This is a genomic window from Algoriphagus litoralis (genome assembly GCF_003259255.1).
GTDB lineage: Bacteria > Bacteroidota > Bacteroidia > Cytophagales > Cyclobacteriaceae > Algoriphagus > Algoriphagus litoralis.
This window is the reverse complement of record NZ_QGOL01000002.1, coordinates 29,922-49,567: the sequence shown is the minus strand read 5'-3', so window position 1 is coordinate 49,567 and position 19,646 is coordinate 29,922. Positions and strand designations below refer to the sequence as shown.

The following is a 19,646-nucleotide window of genomic DNA, read 5'->3' as shown; positions in this document are numbered from 1 at the left end:
TTGCAGTTATTGCTTTTTCACCATTTCTGCAATTTCACTTTTGAGACGTTCAAAGTCCACCGGTTTAGTAAAAAAGCCCCTTGCACCGGAATTCATGGCCCGATCGTAATTTTCACTGTCACCGTATGCAGAGATCATACTTACTTGAATCTCCGGAAAGCGGGTTTTGATTTCATCCAGCAGTTCCAGTCCACTCATTCCCGGCATATTGATGTCAGAGAATACGTAGACGAATTTGGGGGGATTTTCATCTCCTAGGACATTCAGCGCCTCTTTGCCAGAGAATGCAAATGCCAGCTCTATTTCACCGCTTTTGATTTCCTTTCGAAATTTTTGTCGAAAAAGGTCCTCTACATCTCTCTCATCATCTACAAATAAAATTTTCATAGGTTGTCAGGTTTTGCTTGGTAAAAAAGTATAAACTATTTGATGCGGACGTTATTTTCTAGGTTAGAAGTCCAATTGACCGTTCTTAGCTTTTCTCAACCCTAACTTTGGGTAAGGTGATTCTGAACCGCGTAAATTCTCCCACCTTGGACTCTATATCCAATTTACCTTCATGTGATTTGATAATATCGTGCGTGATGCTGAGTCCCAAGCCCGTACCTTCAGTTCCTCTTTTTGTGGTAAAGAATGGCATTAATAGCTTGTCCTTTATTTCATCAGGGACTCCGGGACCGTTGTCTTCCACCTCGATTACAATTTGATTTTTGCTTTCCTTGGTTTTGATTTTCAGCGCAGCTTTGTACTGATCTCCCAACTCGTTGATCTTATCCCTCATTGCATCAAAGGAATTCTTGACCAGATTGAGGATTACCCGGCTAAAGTCCTCTGCGTTGAGTCTAATTTCCGGCAGATTCTCAGCCAGTTCCAATTGAATTTCGACATTGATCGGATTGGGATTGGCACGCATGCCGTGAAAGGCCAAGTTAGCATACTCACGTATGAGCGCATTGAGATCTGTGGGATCCATAGTGCCTGTGCCTCCCCGTGAATGCATGAGCATGGAGCGGACAATGCTGTCGGCTCTGGATCCGTGATGTCGGATCTTTACCAGATTGGACTTCACATCCTGCAGTAGTTCGATGATATTTTCTTTCTCCGGAGAGTCTGACATTTTTCTCACCTCCTCTCCTATTTCCTCAAGAAAATCCACACTCAACTCGGAGAAATTGTTGACAAAATTTAGCGGATTTTTAATCTCATGGGCGATGCCAGCGGTCAATTGTCCAAGGGATGCCAGTTTTTCCTGCTGAATGAGTTGCTCCTGCGTTGACTGGAGATGGTTTAAGGCTTCCTGCAGCTCTTCTTTTTGCTTGAGGATCTCTGAGGTTCGCTCGGCTACCAACATTTCCAGTTCTGATTTTTGCTGTGCAGTTGCTTTAAGTTGACGTTCTTGTTCTTTGAGAAAAATCCGCTCAATCTCGATTTCCTTCATCTGCTTGCGGTGATTCAGCCACATCGTCACTGCCCAAATCAAAGCAAAAATGCTGGCTGCATCCAGGTAATTCTCCAGCGTATCATAAATCGAGGGACTGATCGTCTCGATCAGATACTCGAGTAATTTGACTCCGACTATGGGTAGCGGAGTGATGGCTAGAGTTTTCTGATTTTCAAGTTCCGGGGTGTAGAGAATGAGGTAAATGATTGCCCCAACCAGCACAAAGGAGAGTAACTCATAAAGGATCTGTGGCGGTAAATCACTTGCTCCCAGACCTATCAATATCCCGGCAGCTATCATTCCGTATTTGAAATACTTATTTAATACCGCCGGATATTCTACAGCCCCACTGCTTTTTTTGAGGTAATTAAGGAGGAAAAGTGAAATGATGTTGATCAGAATCATAGGAAATAGATGATTTCTTCTTGGAGGTTAAAAGTGAATGGAAGTAAAAATAAGCAAGATCTAATTAGGTAATTGATTTTGCGATTTCTGCGATTTCTTTTTTTAGGTTTTCAAAATTTACCGGTTTGGTATAAAATTCCTTAGCACCGGATTCCATTGCTTTTTTATAATTCTCCTCGTCACCATATGCCGATATCATAGAGACTTGAATCTTTGGAAATCTACTTTTTATAATTTCTAACATTTCCAATCCACTCATTCCGGGCATATTGATGTCCGAAAAGACATACACCACTTTTGGTGGATTCTCACTGTCAAGTATATCCAAGGCTTCTTTCGCTGAAAAGGCAAATTCAAGCTCCAGTACACCACTCCGGATTTCTTTTCGGAGTTTTTGTCTGAAGAGATCTTCTACATCCCGCTCATCGTCTACAATTAAAATTTTCATAGGCTAAAAGTTAATGGATTTTGAAGAGGTAATGAAATTTCGAAAGTAGTAAACTCTTCCAAGCCAGAATTTACCGTGAGTTTCGTACACAAGGCTGTCCATACGCGGTAGATTGGTCTTGCAGCCAGCACAGGTTTAATAGTCCGGTTTTTGGCAGCGAAAAGCAGGGGAGATAATGTCTTTGCTACCTTCTGTAGTCCTTTGTTAAATCTAGCGGACCATTCCCCAAATTAGCTTTCACTAAACGGAAGGATTAGGACTCGATGGGTAAAAAGATGATCATCTCGGTTCCTTCGCCCTCAGTACTTTTCACCCGAAGATCTCCTCCGTGTGCTTTGATGATATCATAGCTGAGACTGAGTCCTAGTCCTGTACCACTTCCGGTAGGTTTGGTAGTGAAGAAAGGCTGGAAAATTTTGTCTTTGATCGCTTTGGGAATACCGCTTCCATTGTCTTTGATGGAGATTTCTACTCCGCCCGATGCGTCAGTCAAGCTGACGAGACGGGTCTGGACGGTTACTTTTGGTTTGTAGGAGGGGGTTGTAGTGGTAGACTTTTGTCCGCCATCTCCCCGATTCCGCTCAGCACAGGCGTAGAAGGCATTGTTGATCAGATTCAGAATCACCCGCCCAATATCCTGCGCTACCACATTGACCAAGGGTAGATTTGGATCAAAATCCGTTTCAAAATCTGAGGTGAAACTTTTGTCCTTGGCACGTAACCCATGGTAGCTTAGTCTGAGAAATTCGTCCGACAGCTCATTGAGATTAGTGGGCTTCTTGTCGCTGGTCGTACCTCTGCTATGTTCGAGCATTCCTTTGACTATGGAGTCAGCACGCTTCCCATGGTGTTTTATTTTTTTAAGATTTTCCTTTAGATCTTTACTGATGGATTTTGCCTCCTCAAAGTCCCCTTTCAAGAGTTCCTCGTTCATATCATCTACCAGCTCTTCACTGACTTCTGAGAAATTATTGACAAAATTCAACGGGTTTTGGATTTCATGTGCAATTCCAGCGGTGAGTTCCCCTAGGGAGGCCATTTTTTCTGCATGGATCAGCTGGGATTGAGTGGCTTTGAGGTCTTCTATTGACTTTTTCAGTTGCTCGGTACGATGGCTTACCTTCTCTTCTAGGATTCTGTTTTCCTTTTTGAGGTATAGGGAGCGGATGTAAACTATGCCATACGTCAGTCCTCCAAAGACCGAAGCAAAAAGCACATAGGCCCACCAGGTCTGCCACCAAGGAGGCAGGATGGTAAAGCTGAGTGATTCGGGTTGGCTCCAGACTCCGTTGAAGCCTCGGGTGGCAACTCGAAAGGTGTACGCTCCCGGAAGTAGATTATAGTAGATTCGGGAGGCAGGTTTAGGGCTAATGGCAGACCATTCATCATCCTCACCTTCCAAAATGTAGCGATAGACGATCTTATCTCTGCCCTGCGCTGCTTGATTGACAAAAGTGAAATTGAAAGAGTTTTGGTGGTAGGGGAGCTGAAGTCCAACCGGCACTCGGAATCCAGGACTGATGCTGTCCCAGTTGATTTTGTTTCGGGCTAGGTAGCTGCTGTCTGCCGGGAGGGTTTCCTTGGTCCAGCCTGCTGACAGATCGCTAGACCAAAGCGTATCCCCAGCCGATAGTGCATATCTGAAATAATCCGATTTCAGGAAAACCGGGTTTTGATCCATAATATTTATGCCTTTGATATGAACCTGAGGTGGCAGACTGTCTATCAAAGGATCCTGGTGGTTGACCACAAGAATAGGAGCCGCGCCCCACCACACTGCACCTGTAGAGGAGACGAATGAAGTCGCCTGATTGTGGTCATTGTACGGCAGGCCGGATGATTTGCCGAAATTCACAAAACGCCACAATTGATTTGGAGAGTTTTCATTCGGTCGCTCTACGACGATGATCCCGTTTTCAGAACCGACATGAATTCTTCCTTTGCTTTCGTTCATGTCATAGAGGGAAGGGGGACTGATACCGGATTTTCCGGAGACATGTGTGATGGTCTTTTTGTCCTGATCAAAAATGGAAAACCCCTCATCTCCTCCAAAGATGATTTCACCCTGAGCAGTCTCAAACAGCATGGAATTGTAGTCGGTCATCAGGCCAGTCTCCTGATTTAATTTTCGCTGGGTTTTCCCCTCAGCATCAAATAAATGGACTCCTGTGTCGGTGCATACCCAGATCTGACCTTTGCTGTCCTTCTTTACCACAAACGCCATGTCCGAAGAAAGCCCGTTTGATTCTCCCAGTTGCTTGAGGCTGTTTTCTTTTGGGTCAAAAACCAACAATCCGAAGCCAGACCCCATCCAAAGTTTTCCATCTGCCGTTTGCTCAGCTGTGAAAATGGTGGTGATCCCTAAGGTACTCCGGGAATCATAAATCGTGGCAGTGTTTGAATTGAGATCAAGGATGGAGAATCCTCTCGCCATTCCCACAAAAAATTCACCCTCACTGATTTCATTGATCTGTCGGAAATCATTGACCAATGGCCCCCCCGGAAATTGAAACAGGTAAAGTCTTTCCTTTTCAGCATCATAGATATTTAGTCCACGATAATTGCCGAGCCATATTCTTCCTTTAGAATCTTCATTGATTCCCCAGACATCATTGCTTGCGATCCCATTTTCTACCATGAAGTACTCGGAAAGTAGACCGTTGGGATTGACAAGAAGGATACCTACTTTATCTGTACCGATCCAAATCGTACCGTCTTTACCGACTATGGACGAGGAGGGAAAATTATTATCCCGGGTGACGGCGCGGGTGACAATCTTTTTTACCAGATTATTTTCTTGATCAAATAGTCTGACCGTGTCTTCTGAAATCAGCCAAAGGCGCTTTTTCTCATCCATGAGCACATCTGCCGTCCGCCCAAAATATCCCTGCTCCGGGCCCATTTGCTGATACGTTTTATCCCTAAGGTTAATCGAAAAGGCGCCACTGGAAAATGCCGAAACCCACATGTTGCCTTTATAATCTTCCTTAAATTCATAGGCCGTACGGAGGTTGAGACCAATTGGATCTCCCATCAGCCGTATGTATTTTTGTGTTGGATCCATGATACCGATCCCCTGACCTAAGCCAATCCACAGATTCCCCTCCTTATCATTTTTTACTCCAAAAAGGGTGTTAATCGTGGTATCATTGGTTTTTATTTCCAGCTGGGAAATTCGCTTTTCCTCCAAATTCAAAAAGTAAAGGCCTCCATTGGTGCCCCAAAGTTTTCCCTGGGCATCATAATCCATTCGGATAAACCCCTTGTCTAGTTGGAAATGCTCCACCAGACCCAATGTAATGTCCAGCCGATAGACTCCGGATACCAGCCCAGAAATAATCAGCCTACCTTGAGAATCAAAGAGCATTTTCGGAAGGATTTCAATGGCCCCAGTTTCGGACCTTCCGAAGAAATTATAGGTATGAAACTCTGATCCGTCGTATTTAGTCAATCCCCTCTCTGTAGTGATCCAGATACTCCCTTGGGGATCGGTGACCATCGCGAAAACTTTATTGCCAAGCAAGCCTTCGGGTTGTCCTAGGCGGACCATTGCTGAAGTACTGCCCTGCCAAACTGATGGTACTGACGCTGCTGTGACCAAGGGTGCGGGCAACAGGAATTTTTTGACCGGGATAGGCTTGGACTGGATAGTGTCCAAATTGAACTGAATCGATTCGAGCTTTTCCCAGTCGAAGGATGTGATTTTTAGAGGAGCTTTGAGCGGTTTGAATTCATTTGCAGAAAAGGGTGTATAAGGCAAGCTTTCAACGTCCAACTGGATCGTGTTCCCTTTTGGAACGCTGTCTGATGAAAAAACTTTCCAATTGACAGGTTCTGTATCCGGCAGCTCAAAGGGAACTGTTACCGGAGCTTCGAATCCGGAGGGATTTTCAGGAAATGGCACAGAAGACTCCTGAGTGCAAGAGCATATTCCTAAAAAGGTACAAAGCAGGGAATAAACCGTAAAAACCGGGGATTTGAGGGGCTTCATTGATTTAAAGTTTAACATTCGATCCAGTAGGGCTTATCCCAATCCCATTTTTAGATTGTTGGGGAAATCTAATTCAGGGTTTTATCAAATTTCAGCACAGTAGTTCACCTATAATTCAGAAAAAGAGGGCCATATGCTAGTTTTTAGAGTCCAAGAAAATGACAGCGATGTAGAGACAGAACTCGCAATAAGGTAGAAATAAAAGTGGCTCTTTCAAATTAGGTTAAGTTTTTGAAATCAAGTGGGTTTTGAGACCATTTCGTTTTTGAACCCACACTTTTTTCAGCATCAAATCAAAAATATCCTGCCTCAACTAGGCATAGGTAGAGTGATCGTAAACTTGGTCCACTTTCCTACCTCGGTGGTGATATCCAAGGTGCCATTGTGCGCTTTGATAATATCATGTGTGATGGAAAGACCAAGGCCGGTGCCTTCTGTTCCTTTTTTGGTAGTGAAGAATGGCATAAGCAGCTTATCCATAATTTCCGCTGGGACTCCAGGCCCATTGTCTTCCACCTCAAGGATGATTTTGTTTCCCAGATTTTTGGTTTGCACTTTCAGGACAGCCTTATATTCTGCCCCTGACATGGCAATTTTATCCTTCATGGCATCGAAGGCATTTTTGGTCAAGTTCAGAATCACGCGGCTGAAATCCTCCGTGTTCAAAGGCACTTTGGGCAAAGAATCATCCAAGTCAAGGACGACTTCCACATTGATCGGATTCTTATTTGCCCGCATCCCGTGAAAAGAAAGATTGACGTACTCTTTGATCACTTCATTGAGATCTGCGGGCTCCATTGTACCGCTTCCACCCCGCGAATGCATGAGCATGGATTTGACTATGCCGTCAGCCCGACCACCATGATGTTTGATTTTGGTGAGATTGACTTTTATGTCTGCGAGAAGCTCTCTGACATTTTCCAATGCGTCGCTCGCTTCCATCTTGTCCAATTCTTCTTCTACCTCATCCAAAAACTCCAAGCTGAGACCGGAGAAATTATTGACAAAGTTCAGTGGATTCTTGATCTCATGAGCAATGCCCGCTGTCAACTGACCAAGCGAGGCCAGCTTTTCTTGTTGGATCAGTTGGGCTTGGGTTGACTTGAGATTTTCATGTGCTGCCTCCAGTTTGGTGTAGGCTTTTTCGATTTCCCGGGCTTGTTCGAGTTCGCGCTCCTTGGCTTTTTCCTGCTCTTTCTTGATCGCGATATTTCGTTGATACCTATGGACAGGATAAATAAATGACAGAAATACCAGCGTGTAAAATGCATAGGCCCACCAAGTGCGGTACAATGGAGGGAGCACCTTGAATGTATAGGCCAATGGTTCGGACCATTCTCCTGCGGTGCCTTCAGCACTACCGGTAAATCTCGCTTTCACCAGAAAGGTATATTCTCCTTCTTGGATATTGCCAAAAGTGGCACTGGTTCGTTTTAATATCGGACTCCATTCTGCATCGTAACCTTCCAAAAAATACTGGTACTCCATCAAATAGGGCTTGGCCACTTCATTTGATCCAAAATCAATATTGATGTGGTTGTGACGATAAGGCAATACCAGTTTTTGTGGAATGGTAAAAAACGGACTGATGCTGTCAAATTCCACACCTTTGAATCGATCACGGACCTGGTCTCCGCCTATTCTTGCGGATTTTTGTTCAGAGCGACCTCTCAGCTTTTTGTTTTCCGGATCCGAGGGGTCAGATTTTTGAAGGGAAATCCAATCAATTTCTTCTTCGTTGATTCGGATTTGCTTGATAAAAACTTCAGGTTTTTCACTATTCCGGATAAGTGATTCGTAGTCGAATCGCACCAAGGCTGTTTTATTTGAACCAGTACCTGCCCAAAGGATTCCATTGCTGTCCTGGTCCATTCCATTATGCCCGTCGGTCAGGTCCTTCACAGGGTAGCCGGTATTGGAATTGAAAATTTCCAGATTTGCGATGGAAAAATCGGAAATAACTGAATAGGGCAAGTTAAAAATGGAAATTCCCAGATTGGTTCCTACTGCAATTTTTCCGTTGGCTAGGGGGACAATCTGTAAAATTGAATTATCAGGAAGACCCTGCTCCGTACCGAAATTCATGAAGGGACTTTGATCAGGTAAGATTTTTTTCAGGATGTTTTGGCGCAAGGAGTCTGACATCATGCTCAGCCCATTCGCAGTGCCTACCCAGAGATTTCCTTTCTGATCCTTGGCTAAGGTTTTAGCCGAATTATCTGCAAGACCCTGACTGGCTGTGAAATTGATGAAGCTTGAACCATCAAAATAACTCAATCCCCCATCTTCGGCTGTAGCCCAAATTCCACCATTTTCCTCTGGCATAACCCTGAGTACCACATAGCCTGAAAGCCCTTGCTCGGGGCCATAGTTGGTAAAGGCTGATCCATCAAATTTGCTGATCCCATTTTCTGTTCCCATCCAGAGATTTCCTTTTGAATCCTCGACGATCGAGTAGATTTCAGTAGAGGGAAGACCCTGGGCTGTACTGTAGTTAGTAAAGGATTTTCCATCAAATCTGGAAAGTCCTCCTCCTAAGGTTCCCAACCAAATGTGGCCAGTGCTGTCTTCGGTCAATGCATATACGATATCAGAAGGGAGACCCTGAGAAAGTGTATAGTTTGTAAATCCAGTTCCATCAAAAACGCTGACTCCGCCACCTGCTGTGCCAAACCACAAGTGTCCATTTCGATCTTCCAGTGTGCTCAGCACAATGTTGGCACCCAAACCTTGATTTACAGTAAAGCTGGTAAATGCACTGCCATCAAATCTGGTGATTCCCCCTCCATCAGTGCCTATCCATATTTTACCGGACTGATCTGCTGTAATTGCTAGGATACTGTTGGCGGGCATTCCCTGATCCCGGGTATAACTCGTGAATTTTTCCCCATCAAAGCGGCTGATTCCTCGTTCGGTACCAAACCACATCTGACCATTTGGATCCTTAAAAACAGCACGGACGATGTTGTCGACAAGTCCGTCTTTTTGGGTGTAATTTTTAAAGTCTTTGCCGTCAAAAAAACTTATTCCTCCGCCGATCGTGCCGATCCAAAGTAATCCCTCCGAGCTTAAACCAAAGCTTCTGACGCGGTTTCCTGCCAAACCATCTGCTTCGGTGTAATTGGTAAAAGTCTTCCCATCATACTTACTCATCCCTCCCCCGTTGGTACCGAAATAGAGATTGCCTTTAGGGTCCTTAATTACCGCAATGATGAAATTATCTGCCAGACCATTTTCTGTAGTAAAGTTGGTAAACGTACTCCCATCAAATCTGCTTACCCCTCCACCTCCAGTTCCAAACCAGATATTTCCTTCATTATCCTCACCGATTCCAAACACAACATCATTTGCCAGGCCATTACTTGTGGTGAAATTGGTAAAAGAAAACCCATCAAAGCGACTTACACCCGCATTGGTACCAATCCAAATGTTGCCTTTGCTATCCTCGAACATACTCCTGATGGTAGGATCTATGAGACCCTGCGTGATGGTGTAATTCGTAAATCCTGTCCCATCGTATTTGCTGATTCCCCCACCATTTGTACCAAACCAGAGATGCCCTCTGCTGTCCAATATGGCCGAATTGATACCATCCAATGCCAGTCCATCATCTGAGGAGAACGTTTTAAACTGAGACAAACCACCCTCTCCCAGAATAAATGGATCGCCACTTTTGCCAAGGACTCCCTCGCCGATTTCGTTGGTCAGGATTTTTAACTTTTGGCGGGCTGGCGCGAGTAGGGGAAAAGTCAGTAGTTCACCGTTTTCATCCATGAAGGAATAGCTGCCTCCGTCACGATTTGGGATTTGGACCATTCGTGGTGAGGGTACTTGATCCAACACAGTACGGATGGGTTTCAGCGAATCTGGAAGTCCTGAAATCTCGATAATTTGAGGTGGAGAAAAAGAAATTGTGCCTTGAGAAGGATCGATATTCTCCTGCTTTGAGCAGGAAAAAAGTAAAAATGCAAGTCCCAAAAGAGACAGGGTATGTTTCATTCTGTTTTTCAAAATAAAATCAGGAAGGAAGGCATTTTTTACCTTTCCAAAAATTTGGAAAAAGATAACCATTAAATGCATGCAAAAAAACGCTTTTGGTATTAGAATAAAGTCCTTCAAGCTCGGTATAACCCATTGAATAAAAAAAGCCGACCACCCAAAGGCAGTCGGCTTTGATGTCAGCCGAATCAAAGTTTATTGGCCGACCATAAAGATGGCATTGCTCAAAATGAGTTTTCCACTTTCCCAGAATCCTCTGAAAATCGGATTGTCTACAAAGTACACGATCTGTCCTCTACCTTGGCGTTCTGTGCCGATCGCAAGTGATTCACCCATCTTGGATTTGATTTTGTAGCCAATGTAGCCTGTACGGTACGCATCGGTAGATAGGATGACTCCGGCATTAGCTCCACCACTGAGGTAAGAGAATCGGTTGGAATTGTTTTTCAAAGTATAAAACTTACCTCCTGTGCCGTATCCTAGAGGATGGGTTACATCCATTTTCACTTCATAGATCGCTCCTGCAGTGCCGGAGGAAATGTCCATTCGTTCGGATTCGGTGTAGGGCTCCAGACGTTCTTTTTTGGTCAGTTCATCCTCGGCTTTGGTTGCGGCTTTCTTTTCCTCTTCGCTGTCAAATGTTTTCAAACCGAAGCCTTCCTTATTTGCAAACAGATTCAATGCCGCATCGATTGCGATGAGTTTTCCACCGGCTTTGACCCAATCAGTCACTTTCTGCTGCGCATTTCCATTGAGCGCTGAGCCAAACGTGGAGGGCATAATGATCACATCGTATTTGCTGAGATCATAGCTTCCCATCCCGGCTGCATCCAGATTACTCAGCGGATAGTTCAGGTCCTTCTCGAAGAAATGCCAGATCTCGCCGAAGCTCAGGGATGAGGTACCTTGACCACCCACTAAAGCTACTTTTGGGGCTTGAATCACCCGGATGTTAGGCGAACCGAAGTCCTTGCCTTTGTCCATGTAGCCTGTTTGTGTCGTAGCCAATGTGATACCGAATTGATTCGCGGTTTCGGATACTTTTTTGTCAAACTCATGGATGTATTCATTGCCCCCTTTGGTGATGATCAGCGATCCTGCCGGAAAACTTTTACCCTCGACCTCAAACGGATATTCTGCATATTTAACCCTAATTTTTTGATTGAGTAATGCTGCTAAAAATGCTGCATCGCGAGTTCCTTGCCACTGCACTAAGTAGGCTACAGGTGTCGGTCCAACTTGATTTGGGATGAAGCTTGGTTGCTCATAGGTTCCTGATCCATCAAGCCTAGTCTCCAAGGCATAGGCCTGAAGTCCATATGCATAGGGCATTGCCCAACTGGTGATGTCATAGGTGATCGAGTCATTCAGAACAGGATTAGGCTCGAAAAGCACCTGGGCAAGGACTGATTTTGGTTGATAGGCATTGATGACGATGTCTTTGTCAGAGGTAGAAAAAGTCACCCCGCTTTTACCAGTTTGGTATTCGAATCCTTTCAACCCGGCTTTTGCACCGCCTTTTTGGTACTTGATTCCATTTTTATCCAAAAGTTCCAAAAGTTTGGCGACTTGCGCTGGATTGCTTTCTCCTTTGATGACAAAGCTCTTGTATTTGCCTTTTGGCGCTGTAGAATTGTTTTTGAAGTAGGTTGCAAACTCATCTACCAGTCTTTTTGCATTTTGGCTGGTCACTTCTACAGCAGACATTGCCGCAGTGTAATGTCCGGCGATACGACTGCTCAAGGTCACGGTATCGCCCACGGAATTGTAGCCGCCGATTCCTGCACGTCCGCCTCCACCTTGTTCGATGGTCATGCCGATAGCCCCGTTGTACATCGGATAGGTATCACCATAAGATGGGTATAGAAGGTCAAATCGCTCTTTGGTAAAGTAAAAGCGACCCATTTGGTCAAAGTATTTTGCCGTATTTCTGCCAAAGATATCCTGAAACTCATGTTGGAAAGGTGTCAGCTGCTCATGGAGTGGCTCCGCTGCCGGAGCCATGTAGAATGGATTATCAATACCCTGCTCGTGAAAATCCAAGTGGAGCTGTGGCAGCCATTGTTGATAAACTTTCAGTCGTTGCTGAGATTCTACCTGTACTTGCCATGCCCAATCCCGGTTCAAGTCGAACAGGTAATGGTTAGCGCGGCCTCCAGGCCAGGGTTCATTGTGCTCCATCGACTGCAGATCTGGCTGAAGGGTGGTATTCATCTTCTGGTTGTACCAGTTGGAATAGCGATCCCGACCATCAGGATTGATGCAGGGATCGATGATGATGACCTGATTTTTCAGCCACTCTTGTGATTTGGCATTTGCTGGATTTGCCAGCGTGTAAAAAGAAGAGATCGCAGCTTCCATTCCGACGGATTCATTTCCGTGGACATTGAAAGACATCCAGTTGATGGGGATTTCAGTACTTGGCGTTCCTTCCATCAATCCGGCACGCTTGAGGTTGTCTGTACGGATTTGCTCCAGTTTGGCCATATTTTCCGGGCTGGATAAGATAGCCATAATCAAGGGACGCTTTTCGTTGGTCTCTCCGTATTGGATCAGTTTGATGTTTGGATTTTGCGAAGCGACATATTCAAAATAGTCGACCATGCGATGATGCGGGGTGAACCTGTCTCCGGGTTTATAACCTAGAAACTGTTCGGGAGTCTGCAATTGAGCCAGTGCTCCAAAGCAAATAGTACATGCAAATGCAAGGGTGAGTAAAATCTTGTTCATATATAAAATGATGATTCAGGCGGGAAGTTAAGGTCTTTTACTTTTCTGAATACGACCAAATAAAAATTTCTTGAAAAGGATTACTTCTCCTTGAAAGCTTCAATTGCTTCAGCTAAGATTTGATTTGATAGATCTGTACCACCGATTTCCTCTAGCCTCATCATTCCTGGGCCTTTGTAGTTTTCAAACCAAATCGTGATGATTTCCATAGCACCAGGGAAATCTGTCTGAAGCTGCTCGATGGTTTCTACCTTTTCAAAAGCGCCTCCCAAAGGAACTGCAAGCAGTTTGTCGTCTTGCTCCCCCCGATCCTTGAGCTTCAATACGCCGACAATTCTGATTTGGATTAAACTTCCCCTCTCGACAGCTGCTCCGAGTACAATTACATCAAGTGGATCTCCATCTCCACCTTGGTCTTTTGGTGAAAGCGTCTGAGGGATAAAACCATAATTACCCGGGTAGCCTAGGTAATTGACTTCTCTTGGTTTCCCATTTTCTTCAGTCCAGGTCATTGCGCCACTTGACTTATCGACCTCATATTTTGCCGTTGTCCCTGCGGGAATTTCAACGACTGCTTGCAAAAAGCCTGCTTCGGAGTAAATGGGGGTATCATTCACGAGATGGGTTTTTCCACCAACGCATGCGGAAAGAAGAAAAAAAGACAGAAAAAGATGAAGGGATTCTTTCATGATACGAAGACTTTGAATTGAAAACCGAAAAGGCATTTTGAGAATCGCTTTCGAGAATAATGAATAGTAATCGCCCAGTTAAACACAAAAAAGGCAAGTTTTTGCTTGCCTTTTTTAATAACGTAGAAAATATCTGAATGAAATACCTACTCAACCGCCTTTACCGTCACCTCAATGTTTCCTCTTGTTGCCTTAGAATAGGGACAAACTTGATGGGCAGCATCTGCAAGTTGCTGGGCATGCTCCAAAGAATCTGCATGGGGGATTTTGACTTCGATATCTACTCCCAAACCAAAGCTGTCGGGGCCGTAATGTCCTAAGTGGACCTTGGCTTTGATCTTAGAATCCCGAAGACTAGTCTTACCGGCCACAGCGGCCAATGCTCCTCCAAAACAAGCCGCATATCCAGCAGCAAAAAGTTGCTCCGGATTGGTTTTGCCTCCTTCTCCGCCGATTTCTTTTGGCATCGCTACATCGAAGTCCAGCAAACCATCATCAGTCTTCACATGACCTTTTCTTCCTCCAGTATTTACCGCTACAGCGGTGTAGTCAACAGTTAATTTTTCCATTTTGGTTTTATTTGGATAGTTTAGTTAAAAGTCCCTCCATTGAGGGTAATAGTTTTTGGACTTCTTTACCGAGTTCGTCCCCCAACTCATTTTCTAACTTTTTAATGGCGTCCAAGGTTTTGGCTTGAAGCGATTTTCCAGGATAGGTCAGATGGATGGCTACGGTACGTTCGTCTGCTTCTCCCCGCTTTCGTTTGAGTAGATTTTGGCTTTCGAGCTTTTTCAAGAGGGGTGTCAATGTGCCTGAATCCAGACTAAGCTCTTTACCCAACTCATGGACTTTCAACTCATCCTTTTCCCAAAGAATAGCGAGCACCAAAAACTGTGGATAAGTCAGTCCAAATTCATTCAAAGTCAGCTGAATCTTTTGAATCAACAGCCTTGAGCTAGAATACAAATTTCTGGAAAGGGCGATAATCGGGAAATCTGAATGGGTCATAGATGCAAAATTAGGATTGAATACAATCTACTTGTTTCCAATCCTAATTGCAAGTTGGCAGTCTCAGATTTCAGTAAACAGAGGAGAGCTTTGAGTTTTTTTTAATCTGGAAGCTCTAGGTTACAGTCGTAATTTTAAAATCGAAAATCCTAATAGTATCGCCCAATCATGGGATGATCCACGATTGCTTTCTTTAAGGCTAAAGCATCTATCGTTCCCGGGACCCGATAGGCTACCTTCCCACCCGGTTCGATAAGTAATGTAATCGGCAGACTTCCATCCCAATCTTCACCCACTACCTTGATCACCTCGTATTTATCTTCAGTGTCCATGATGTAATTGGGCAGAGCTGAAGCTTTTCCTTTGAGGAATTTCAATGCTTTATCCGCCTGATCCGGAGTGTCCATACTGATGGACACAAACTGAAAATCCCGCTCTCCATACATCCGCTGTATAGTTACAAATTCAGGATACTCAATGATGCAAGGCCCACACCAAGTCGCCCAGAAATTGACCAACAACAATTCGTCAGTATCATTTTTCAACAAATCAGCTAAGCCAGCAGGAGCCAGTTTCTCGATAGTAACTTTCTTTTCTGCCCAATCTTTATTGGTTTTGATGGTGTATTCGTTTTTCCAGGCCCATTTCATAGAGCAACCGAATGCCGGTGTTTGAGCTGACTCTGCAGGCAAGGCTTGACCTTTCAGCGTTGCTTCAATTGCCGCTCTAAGATCCTCAGAATTGCCTGTCCCTGGCTTTTCTGAAGCATCAATTCTACCGGAATAGGTAAGCTTTCGATCTTTGTCAAAAACAAACACATGTGGTGTGGCTGTTGGACCATAGGCAAGTGAAAACTCATGGGTGTCACCGTCATAGAGATAAGGGAAATTGTACCCTTTGTCCTCGGCCCGGATTTTCATTTCCTCATAGTAATCTCCCAAGTCTGTATAGCCCAATTCTTCTGGTAAAACGGCAATCGGGCTATTGGTAGAGATGGCGATCAAGGCAACTGATTTATCTTGGTATTCATTGACCAAGCTGATGTATCGATCCTCATAGGCTTGTGCAGTGGGACAATGGTTGCAAGTGAAGTTGATGACCAGTACATCTGCATCTGCATAGTCATCCAATGTTCGGAATTTTCCTTCCAAATCAGGGAGATTAAAAGGAGGAGCTTGATCCCCAATTGCCAGTTTTCCGATTGGTTTTTCGGATACGACTTGGGGATTAGGTACAAAGGACTCAGCATTCACTGCTAATGAAGTCTCGCTTGATTCTGAACTTTTTCCACATTGGAAAAAGAGAATAGCTGTGGATAAGTAGAATGCCGCTGCAACTATTCTTTGAATTGGGTGTGTCATTGTGAATGTGGATAAGTCTTGATTCAAGTTAAGGTATAACCGTTTTGATAGGTATAGTGAAGCTTCGTGTTAGCTTCCCAATCATCCGAAAATACCTGTGCGATGGGGTCCCATTTCAGTGTTCTTCCTAGGTCAGCGGCGATATTTCCGATCGTGCAAACTGAACAGGTGCTATGTCCGATCTCGACCGGGACGATCGGGTCTTTTCTTTTCCGTATCGAATCAATAAAATCCACATGATGCGCTCCAAAGCTGAAATTTTCAGGTTCCTTGCCAATTTCAAGTTCCTTGATGGAGCTGTCATAATTTCCTCTGGAAACTTTAATCCATCCGTTTTCACCAATGTATTTGACTCCCTGTCTTCCTTCATCAAACTTAGTTATCAACATTTCTACTCCGTCAGCATAGCGATAAGTGAGCGGCTTATCTCCTGATCCAGGGATGACTTCTACTGGGCCATTTCGATCCATACTGAGTCCCCATTGTGCCACATCGATCATGTGCGCACCCCAGTCTGTCATCAAGCCTCCGCCGGTTTCCTTGTACCATCTCCAAGCTCCCCAAGCTGCTTCATTTTTATCCGGATTTAGGGAAATGCCGGGATTCAGTAGATCGTTAAAATGCAATTTTGGAATTGGGCCGAGCCATTTTTCCCAATTTAATCCACCTGGGATTGTTTCCTCGGCAAGATCGTAAGGCTTTGGGTGCGGGTTATCTCCGACATGGACTAGTACCTGCGAAATTTTCCCCAATCGACCTTTTTGTATATGCATCGCAGCGGTTTGGAAATTGACCGCGGCGCGCTGCATGCTACCTACTGCTAGGACTATTCCATGGGCACGGACTGCTTTGACCAATTCCTGTCCTTCTTTGATAGTAAACGTGAGGGGCTTTTCTAAATAAATATCTTTTTTGGCCTTGCAGGCATCGATAGCCATGATGGCATGCCAATGATCCGGAGAAGCAATCACGACTGCATCAACCTCAGGATTTGCGAGAAGCTCGCGGTAGTCTTCATAGAGTTTGGGTGCTACATAAGTTTTGCCAGCTTCGGTCATATTCTTTTGTACGCGCAGTGCAAATCGTTCCCGCTTGATCGCATAGACATCAGCTCCTGCTACTACTTCCACTCCTGGAATTCGCATAAAATTATTGAGCAATCCCATAGCTTGCCTGCCAACGCCGATGAATCCAAGCCGTACTCGTTCATTGGCAACATTAAATAACGGGGTAGCAGATGTGGCAAAACCAAGGCTGGGAATTAAGCCAAGTCCTGCGGTGGTCATGAGACCAGCTCCGAGGAATTTTCTTCTTGAAATGGATGATTTACTCATGATAGGTTTTTGGGTTCTTGATTTTCAGTGAACTAAGGTGAGAAATTAGCCTTTTTTGGAAGGGGAGCGAAATATTTAATCTGTTATTTGATCAAATCTGTATCGAGAGATACTAATGGTCGAATTGCTGAGAAATTTGGCTTTTCGTGATCGAAATTTTCTGGCACTTTGTCTATCTTCATAGATATTTTCTATATGAATGACTATTCAACAACTCGAATACCTGATCGCTGTGGACAAGCAACGCCACTTTGGTCATGCAGCGGAATCTTGTTTTGTGACTCAACCGACCCTGAGTGCTCAGCTGAGCAAGCTGGAAAAGGAGCTTGGAGTGATCCTATTTGATCGGAGTAAAATGCCGGTAATTCCTACAGAAATCGGGGTACAAATCATTGCTCAGGCCAAGAAAGTAGTGTCAGAAAGTAAAGGGATTATGGAATTGGTCGCGCAGCTGAAAGGGGATATTTCCGGCACGATCAAGTTGGCCATCATTCCAACCTTGGCGCCATATTTATTGCATCTTTTTATCCGGAGGTTTTTGGAAAAGTACCCAAACGTGAAGTTGGAAGTACAGGAAATGATCACCGAGGAGATTGTCAAAAAGCTGAAAAATGACGAGTTGGATCTGGGGATCATTGTCACACCGCTGGACGAATCCGGGGTAGTGGAGAAACCGATGTTTTACGAGAAGTTTTATGTCTACCTGTCAGAGCATCATCCCCTGCTTGTAGAAAAAGAAATCCGAGCTGAGCAATTGAAATCTGAAGAACTCTGGATTCTCCAACAGGGCCATTGCTTTCGAGATCAGGTGATCAGCTTCTGTGATCAAAGCATGGCTGGACACAAAAATTTCCACTACGAAAGTGGCTCGTTGGAAGGACTGCGAAATATGGTCAATCGCTATCAAGGGGTGACGCTTTTGCCAGAACTAGCCACGCATGGGCTGTCTCTGGAGGAGAGAAGTCGGTTGAGACCATTTGCCGGATCAGCTCCGATCCGTGAGGTAAGCATTATTCTAAACCGAAGCTTTCTGAAGCAAAAACTCGTCGAATTGCTCTACAATGAGATCACCGCCTCTATTCCTCAGGAGATGACTTCGAAAGCGCATGGGAAAATTGTCAGGTTCAAGTAATTAAAGAGAATATCCGGTTATAATTATGTGTGAAAGTAGCTCGTTTTTGAGTTTTCTGGCTCTTAAAAAATCCTGCTGACTTGCTTCAAGATTTCCCATTTCTCTAAAAAGATTGGACCTGGTAGAGAAATAGATTTCGTTATAAGGATTAAGGGAAATACATTGATCAAGTAGGCTGAGGGCTAATTCTTGGTTTTTTACGGACATGGCATCATTTGCCTGCTTAAACAAATTGTGAACCAAGGAATAGTCCCTAGCAAGGTTGAATTCTAAAACAACCAAGTATTTCTGATTAAATTTTTTCTCTTCCAATAATTGTTTTTTCCAAGTTTTTTGAATCAAATCGAAGGATCTTACTACCTCCTTATAAAGAATTGGATTAGGGGATTGCAGGATTTCAAATGACCTCATTTTCCCAACTTCATCAATATCTAAGGATACATAAACTATTTCCTCAATCTTTTGCTCTCGTGCTTCTCTTGGGTATTTTAATGTTTGAGAGAGCATCACGTCAAACTTCTGTGGCAAAGTGAAAATGGCTAAGTTTAAGAAAATAGGGATAAATAGAATTTTTGAGAGTAGGGAACAATTCATTTGATCAAGGAAAGAATTAGGTGTTAATCTATTGTTTTTTGAGAATGTAGAATTCTGCAAGCGAACCTTCGATACGATTTCCTTCTTGATCCAGATGCCAGATTTGGTTTTCACCGACTTTGTATTTGCCGGGTGCATCACCGATTAGGCCTTCCAACTGCACCATAGAGCCTGTTGGGTCCCAAGTAAACTTGCCGGTGAAGGTTTCCTCCCGAGCATCATTGAGGCCGAGGTAATTGGTTTTCAATTCAAATGTGCCGTCCTGATTCAGGGTGACCCAAGTCTCGATGCCTTCACAACTGGCGCATGGAAGCGTATTGAAATAGGTTCCAGGCCAATCCAACGAAGTTTGGGAATTGTCGCCTGTCCGTGGGGCTTGTGCAGTTTCTGTAGTATCCGAATTGATTTCAGCGCTTTCAGTACCAGTCTCAGTTGCCTTATTGCAGCCAAATTGAAAAGCGGCTAATGCTAAAATTAGAAATAGGGACTTTTTCATAGCCTGGGATTTTGTCAA

General features: G+C 44.3%; 14 protein-coding genes. 1 reads left to right on the top strand and 13 read right to left on the bottom strand.

Translation table 11 applies throughout. From position 1 onward, the window contains the following. Nucleotides 1–6 precede the first annotated feature (6 nt). The 11 genes from DK188_RS00145 to DK188_RS00095 all read right to left on the bottom strand — a co-directional run bounded on the left by DK188_RS00145 (nucleotide 7) and on the right by DK188_RS00095 (nucleotide 17,406). Entirely contained in the window at nucleotides 7–387 is a 381-nt protein-coding gene (locus DK188_RS00145; protein ID WP_111668758.1) for a response regulator, read from the bottom strand. 85 nt (nucleotides 388–472) lie between these two features. Continuing rightward, entirely contained in the window at nucleotides 473–1,846 is a 1,374-nt protein-coding gene (locus tag DK188_RS00140) for a sensor histidine kinase (protein ID WP_111668757.1), read from the bottom strand. A 64-nt stretch (nucleotides 1,847–1,910) separates the two neighbouring features. Then, nucleotides 1,911–2,294, bottom strand: coding sequence for a response regulator (locus DK188_RS00135; protein ID WP_111668756.1), 384 nt, complete (start codon nucleotides 2,292–2,294; stop codon nucleotides 1,911–1,913). A gap of 253 nt (nucleotides 2,295–2,547) precedes the next feature. Next, nucleotides 2,548–6,285, bottom strand: a complete 3,738-nt coding sequence (locus DK188_RS00130; protein WP_198672944.1) for an ATP-binding protein — start codon at nucleotides 6,283–6,285, stop codon at nucleotides 2,548–2,550. A gap of 309 nt (nucleotides 6,286–6,594) precedes the next feature. Then, a complete protein-coding gene (locus DK188_RS00125; RefSeq protein WP_198672943.1) occupies nucleotides 6,595–10,284 on the bottom strand; it encodes a sensor histidine kinase in 3,690 nt (1,229 codons plus the stop codon). Between the two features lie 195 nt (nucleotides 10,285–10,479). Next, entirely contained in the window at nucleotides 10,480–13,014 is a 2,535-nt protein-coding gene (locus DK188_RS00120) for a M14 family metallopeptidase (RefSeq protein ID WP_111668753.1), read from the bottom strand. A gap of 80 nt (nucleotides 13,015–13,094) precedes the next feature. After that, a complete protein-coding gene (locus tag DK188_RS00115) occupies nucleotides 13,095–13,703 on the bottom strand; it encodes an inorganic diphosphatase (protein ID WP_157963132.1) in 609 nt (202 codons plus the stop codon). A gap of 146 nt (nucleotides 13,704–13,849) precedes the next feature. Next, complete coding sequence (locus tag DK188_RS00110) at nucleotides 13,850–14,272, bottom strand: organic hydroperoxide resistance protein (RefSeq protein ID WP_111668751.1); 423 nt, start codon at nucleotides 14,270–14,272, stop codon at nucleotides 13,850–13,852. A 7-nt stretch (nucleotides 14,273–14,279) separates the two neighbouring features. Beyond that, a complete protein-coding gene (locus DK188_RS00105) occupies nucleotides 14,280–14,711 on the bottom strand; it encodes a MarR family winged helix-turn-helix transcriptional regulator (RefSeq protein ID WP_111668750.1) in 432 nt (143 codons plus the stop codon). A 149-nt stretch (nucleotides 14,712–14,860) separates the two neighbouring features. Next, on the bottom strand, nucleotides 14,861–16,072 hold the full coding sequence (locus DK188_RS00100; RefSeq protein ID WP_111668749.1) for a redoxin domain-containing protein: 1,212 nt from the start codon (nucleotides 16,070–16,072) through the stop codon (nucleotides 14,861–14,863). 23 nt (nucleotides 16,073–16,095) lie between these two features. Further along, complete coding sequence (locus tag DK188_RS00095) at nucleotides 16,096–17,406, bottom strand: Gfo/Idh/MocA family protein (protein ID WP_111668748.1); 1,311 nt, start codon at nucleotides 17,404–17,406, stop codon at nucleotides 16,096–16,098. A 199-nt stretch (nucleotides 17,407–17,605) separates the two neighbouring features. Between DK188_RS00095 and DK188_RS00090 the strand changes: the two genes are divergently transcribed. Then, nucleotides 17,606–18,538 (top strand): hydrogen peroxide-inducible genes activator, encoded by a 933-nt coding sequence (locus DK188_RS00090; RefSeq protein WP_111668747.1) that lies wholly within the window; start codon nucleotides 17,606–17,608, stop codon nucleotides 18,536–18,538. On the opposite strand, the gene DK188_RS00085 is transcribed toward DK188_RS00090, so the two are convergent. Together DK188_RS00085 and DK188_RS00080 are read right to left on the bottom strand one after the other, a co-directional pair. Continuing rightward, nucleotides 18,539–19,192, bottom strand: coding sequence for an energy transducer TonB (locus DK188_RS00085; protein ID WP_198672942.1), 654 nt, complete (start codon nucleotides 19,190–19,192; stop codon nucleotides 18,539–18,541). Beyond that, nucleotides 19,161–19,628: a copper resistance protein NlpE gene (locus DK188_RS00080; RefSeq protein ID WP_111668745.1), complete on the bottom strand. Its 468-nt coding sequence runs from the start codon at nucleotides 19,626–19,628 to the stop codon at nucleotides 19,161–19,163. The genes DK188_RS00085 and DK188_RS00080 overlap by 32 nt, the downstream gene beginning before the upstream one ends. Between the last annotated feature and the right edge of the window lie 18 nt (nucleotides 19,629–19,646).

What these genes read in the sequence shown, in the direction of transcription:
- DK188_RS00145 (WP_111668758.1), bottom strand. Translation starts at nt 387, where the DNA reads ATGAAAATTTTATTTGTAGATGATGAGAGAGATGTAGAGGACCTTTTT.
- DK188_RS00140 (WP_111668757.1), bottom strand. Translation starts at nt 1,846, where the DNA reads ATGATTCTGATCAACATCATTTCACTTTTCCTCCTTAATTACCTCAAA.
- DK188_RS00135 (WP_111668756.1), bottom strand. Translation starts at nt 2,294, where the DNA reads ATGAAAATTTTAATTGTAGACGATGAGCGGGATGTAGAAGATCTCTTC.
- DK188_RS00130 (WP_198672944.1), bottom strand. Translation starts at nt 6,285, where the DNA reads ATGAAGCCCCTCAAATCCCCGGTTTTTACGGTTTATTCCCTGCTTTGT.
- DK188_RS00125 (WP_198672943.1), bottom strand. Translation starts at nt 10,284, where the DNA reads ATGAAACATACCCTGTCTCTTTTGGGACTTGCATTTTTACTTTTTTCC.
- DK188_RS00120 (WP_111668753.1), bottom strand. Translation starts at nt 13,014, where the DNA reads ATGAACAAGATTTTACTCACCCTTGCATTTGCATGTACTATTTGCTTT.
- DK188_RS00115 (WP_157963132.1), bottom strand. Translation starts at nt 13,703, where the DNA reads ATGAAAGAATCCCTTCATCTTTTTCTGTCTTTTTTTCTTCTTTCCGCA.
- DK188_RS00110 (WP_111668751.1), bottom strand. Translation starts at nt 14,272, where the DNA reads ATGGAAAAATTAACTGTTGACTACACCGCTGTAGCGGTAAATACTGGA.
- DK188_RS00105 (WP_111668750.1), bottom strand. Translation starts at nt 14,711, where the DNA reads ATGACCCATTCAGATTTCCCGATTATCGCCCTTTCCAGAAATTTGTAT.
- DK188_RS00100 (WP_111668749.1), bottom strand. Translation starts at nt 16,072, where the DNA reads ATGACACACCCAATTCAAAGAATAGTTGCAGCGGCATTCTACTTATCC.
- DK188_RS00095 (WP_111668748.1), bottom strand. Translation starts at nt 17,406, where the DNA reads ATGAGTAAATCATCCATTTCAAGAAGAAAATTCCTCGGAGCTGGTCTC.
- DK188_RS00090 (WP_111668747.1), top strand. Translation starts at nt 17,606, where the DNA reads ATGACTATTCAACAACTCGAATACCTGATCGCTGTGGACAAGCAACGC.
- DK188_RS00080 (WP_111668745.1), bottom strand. Translation starts at nt 19,628, where the DNA reads ATGAAAAAGTCCCTATTTCTAATTTTAGCATTAGCCGCTTTTCAATTT.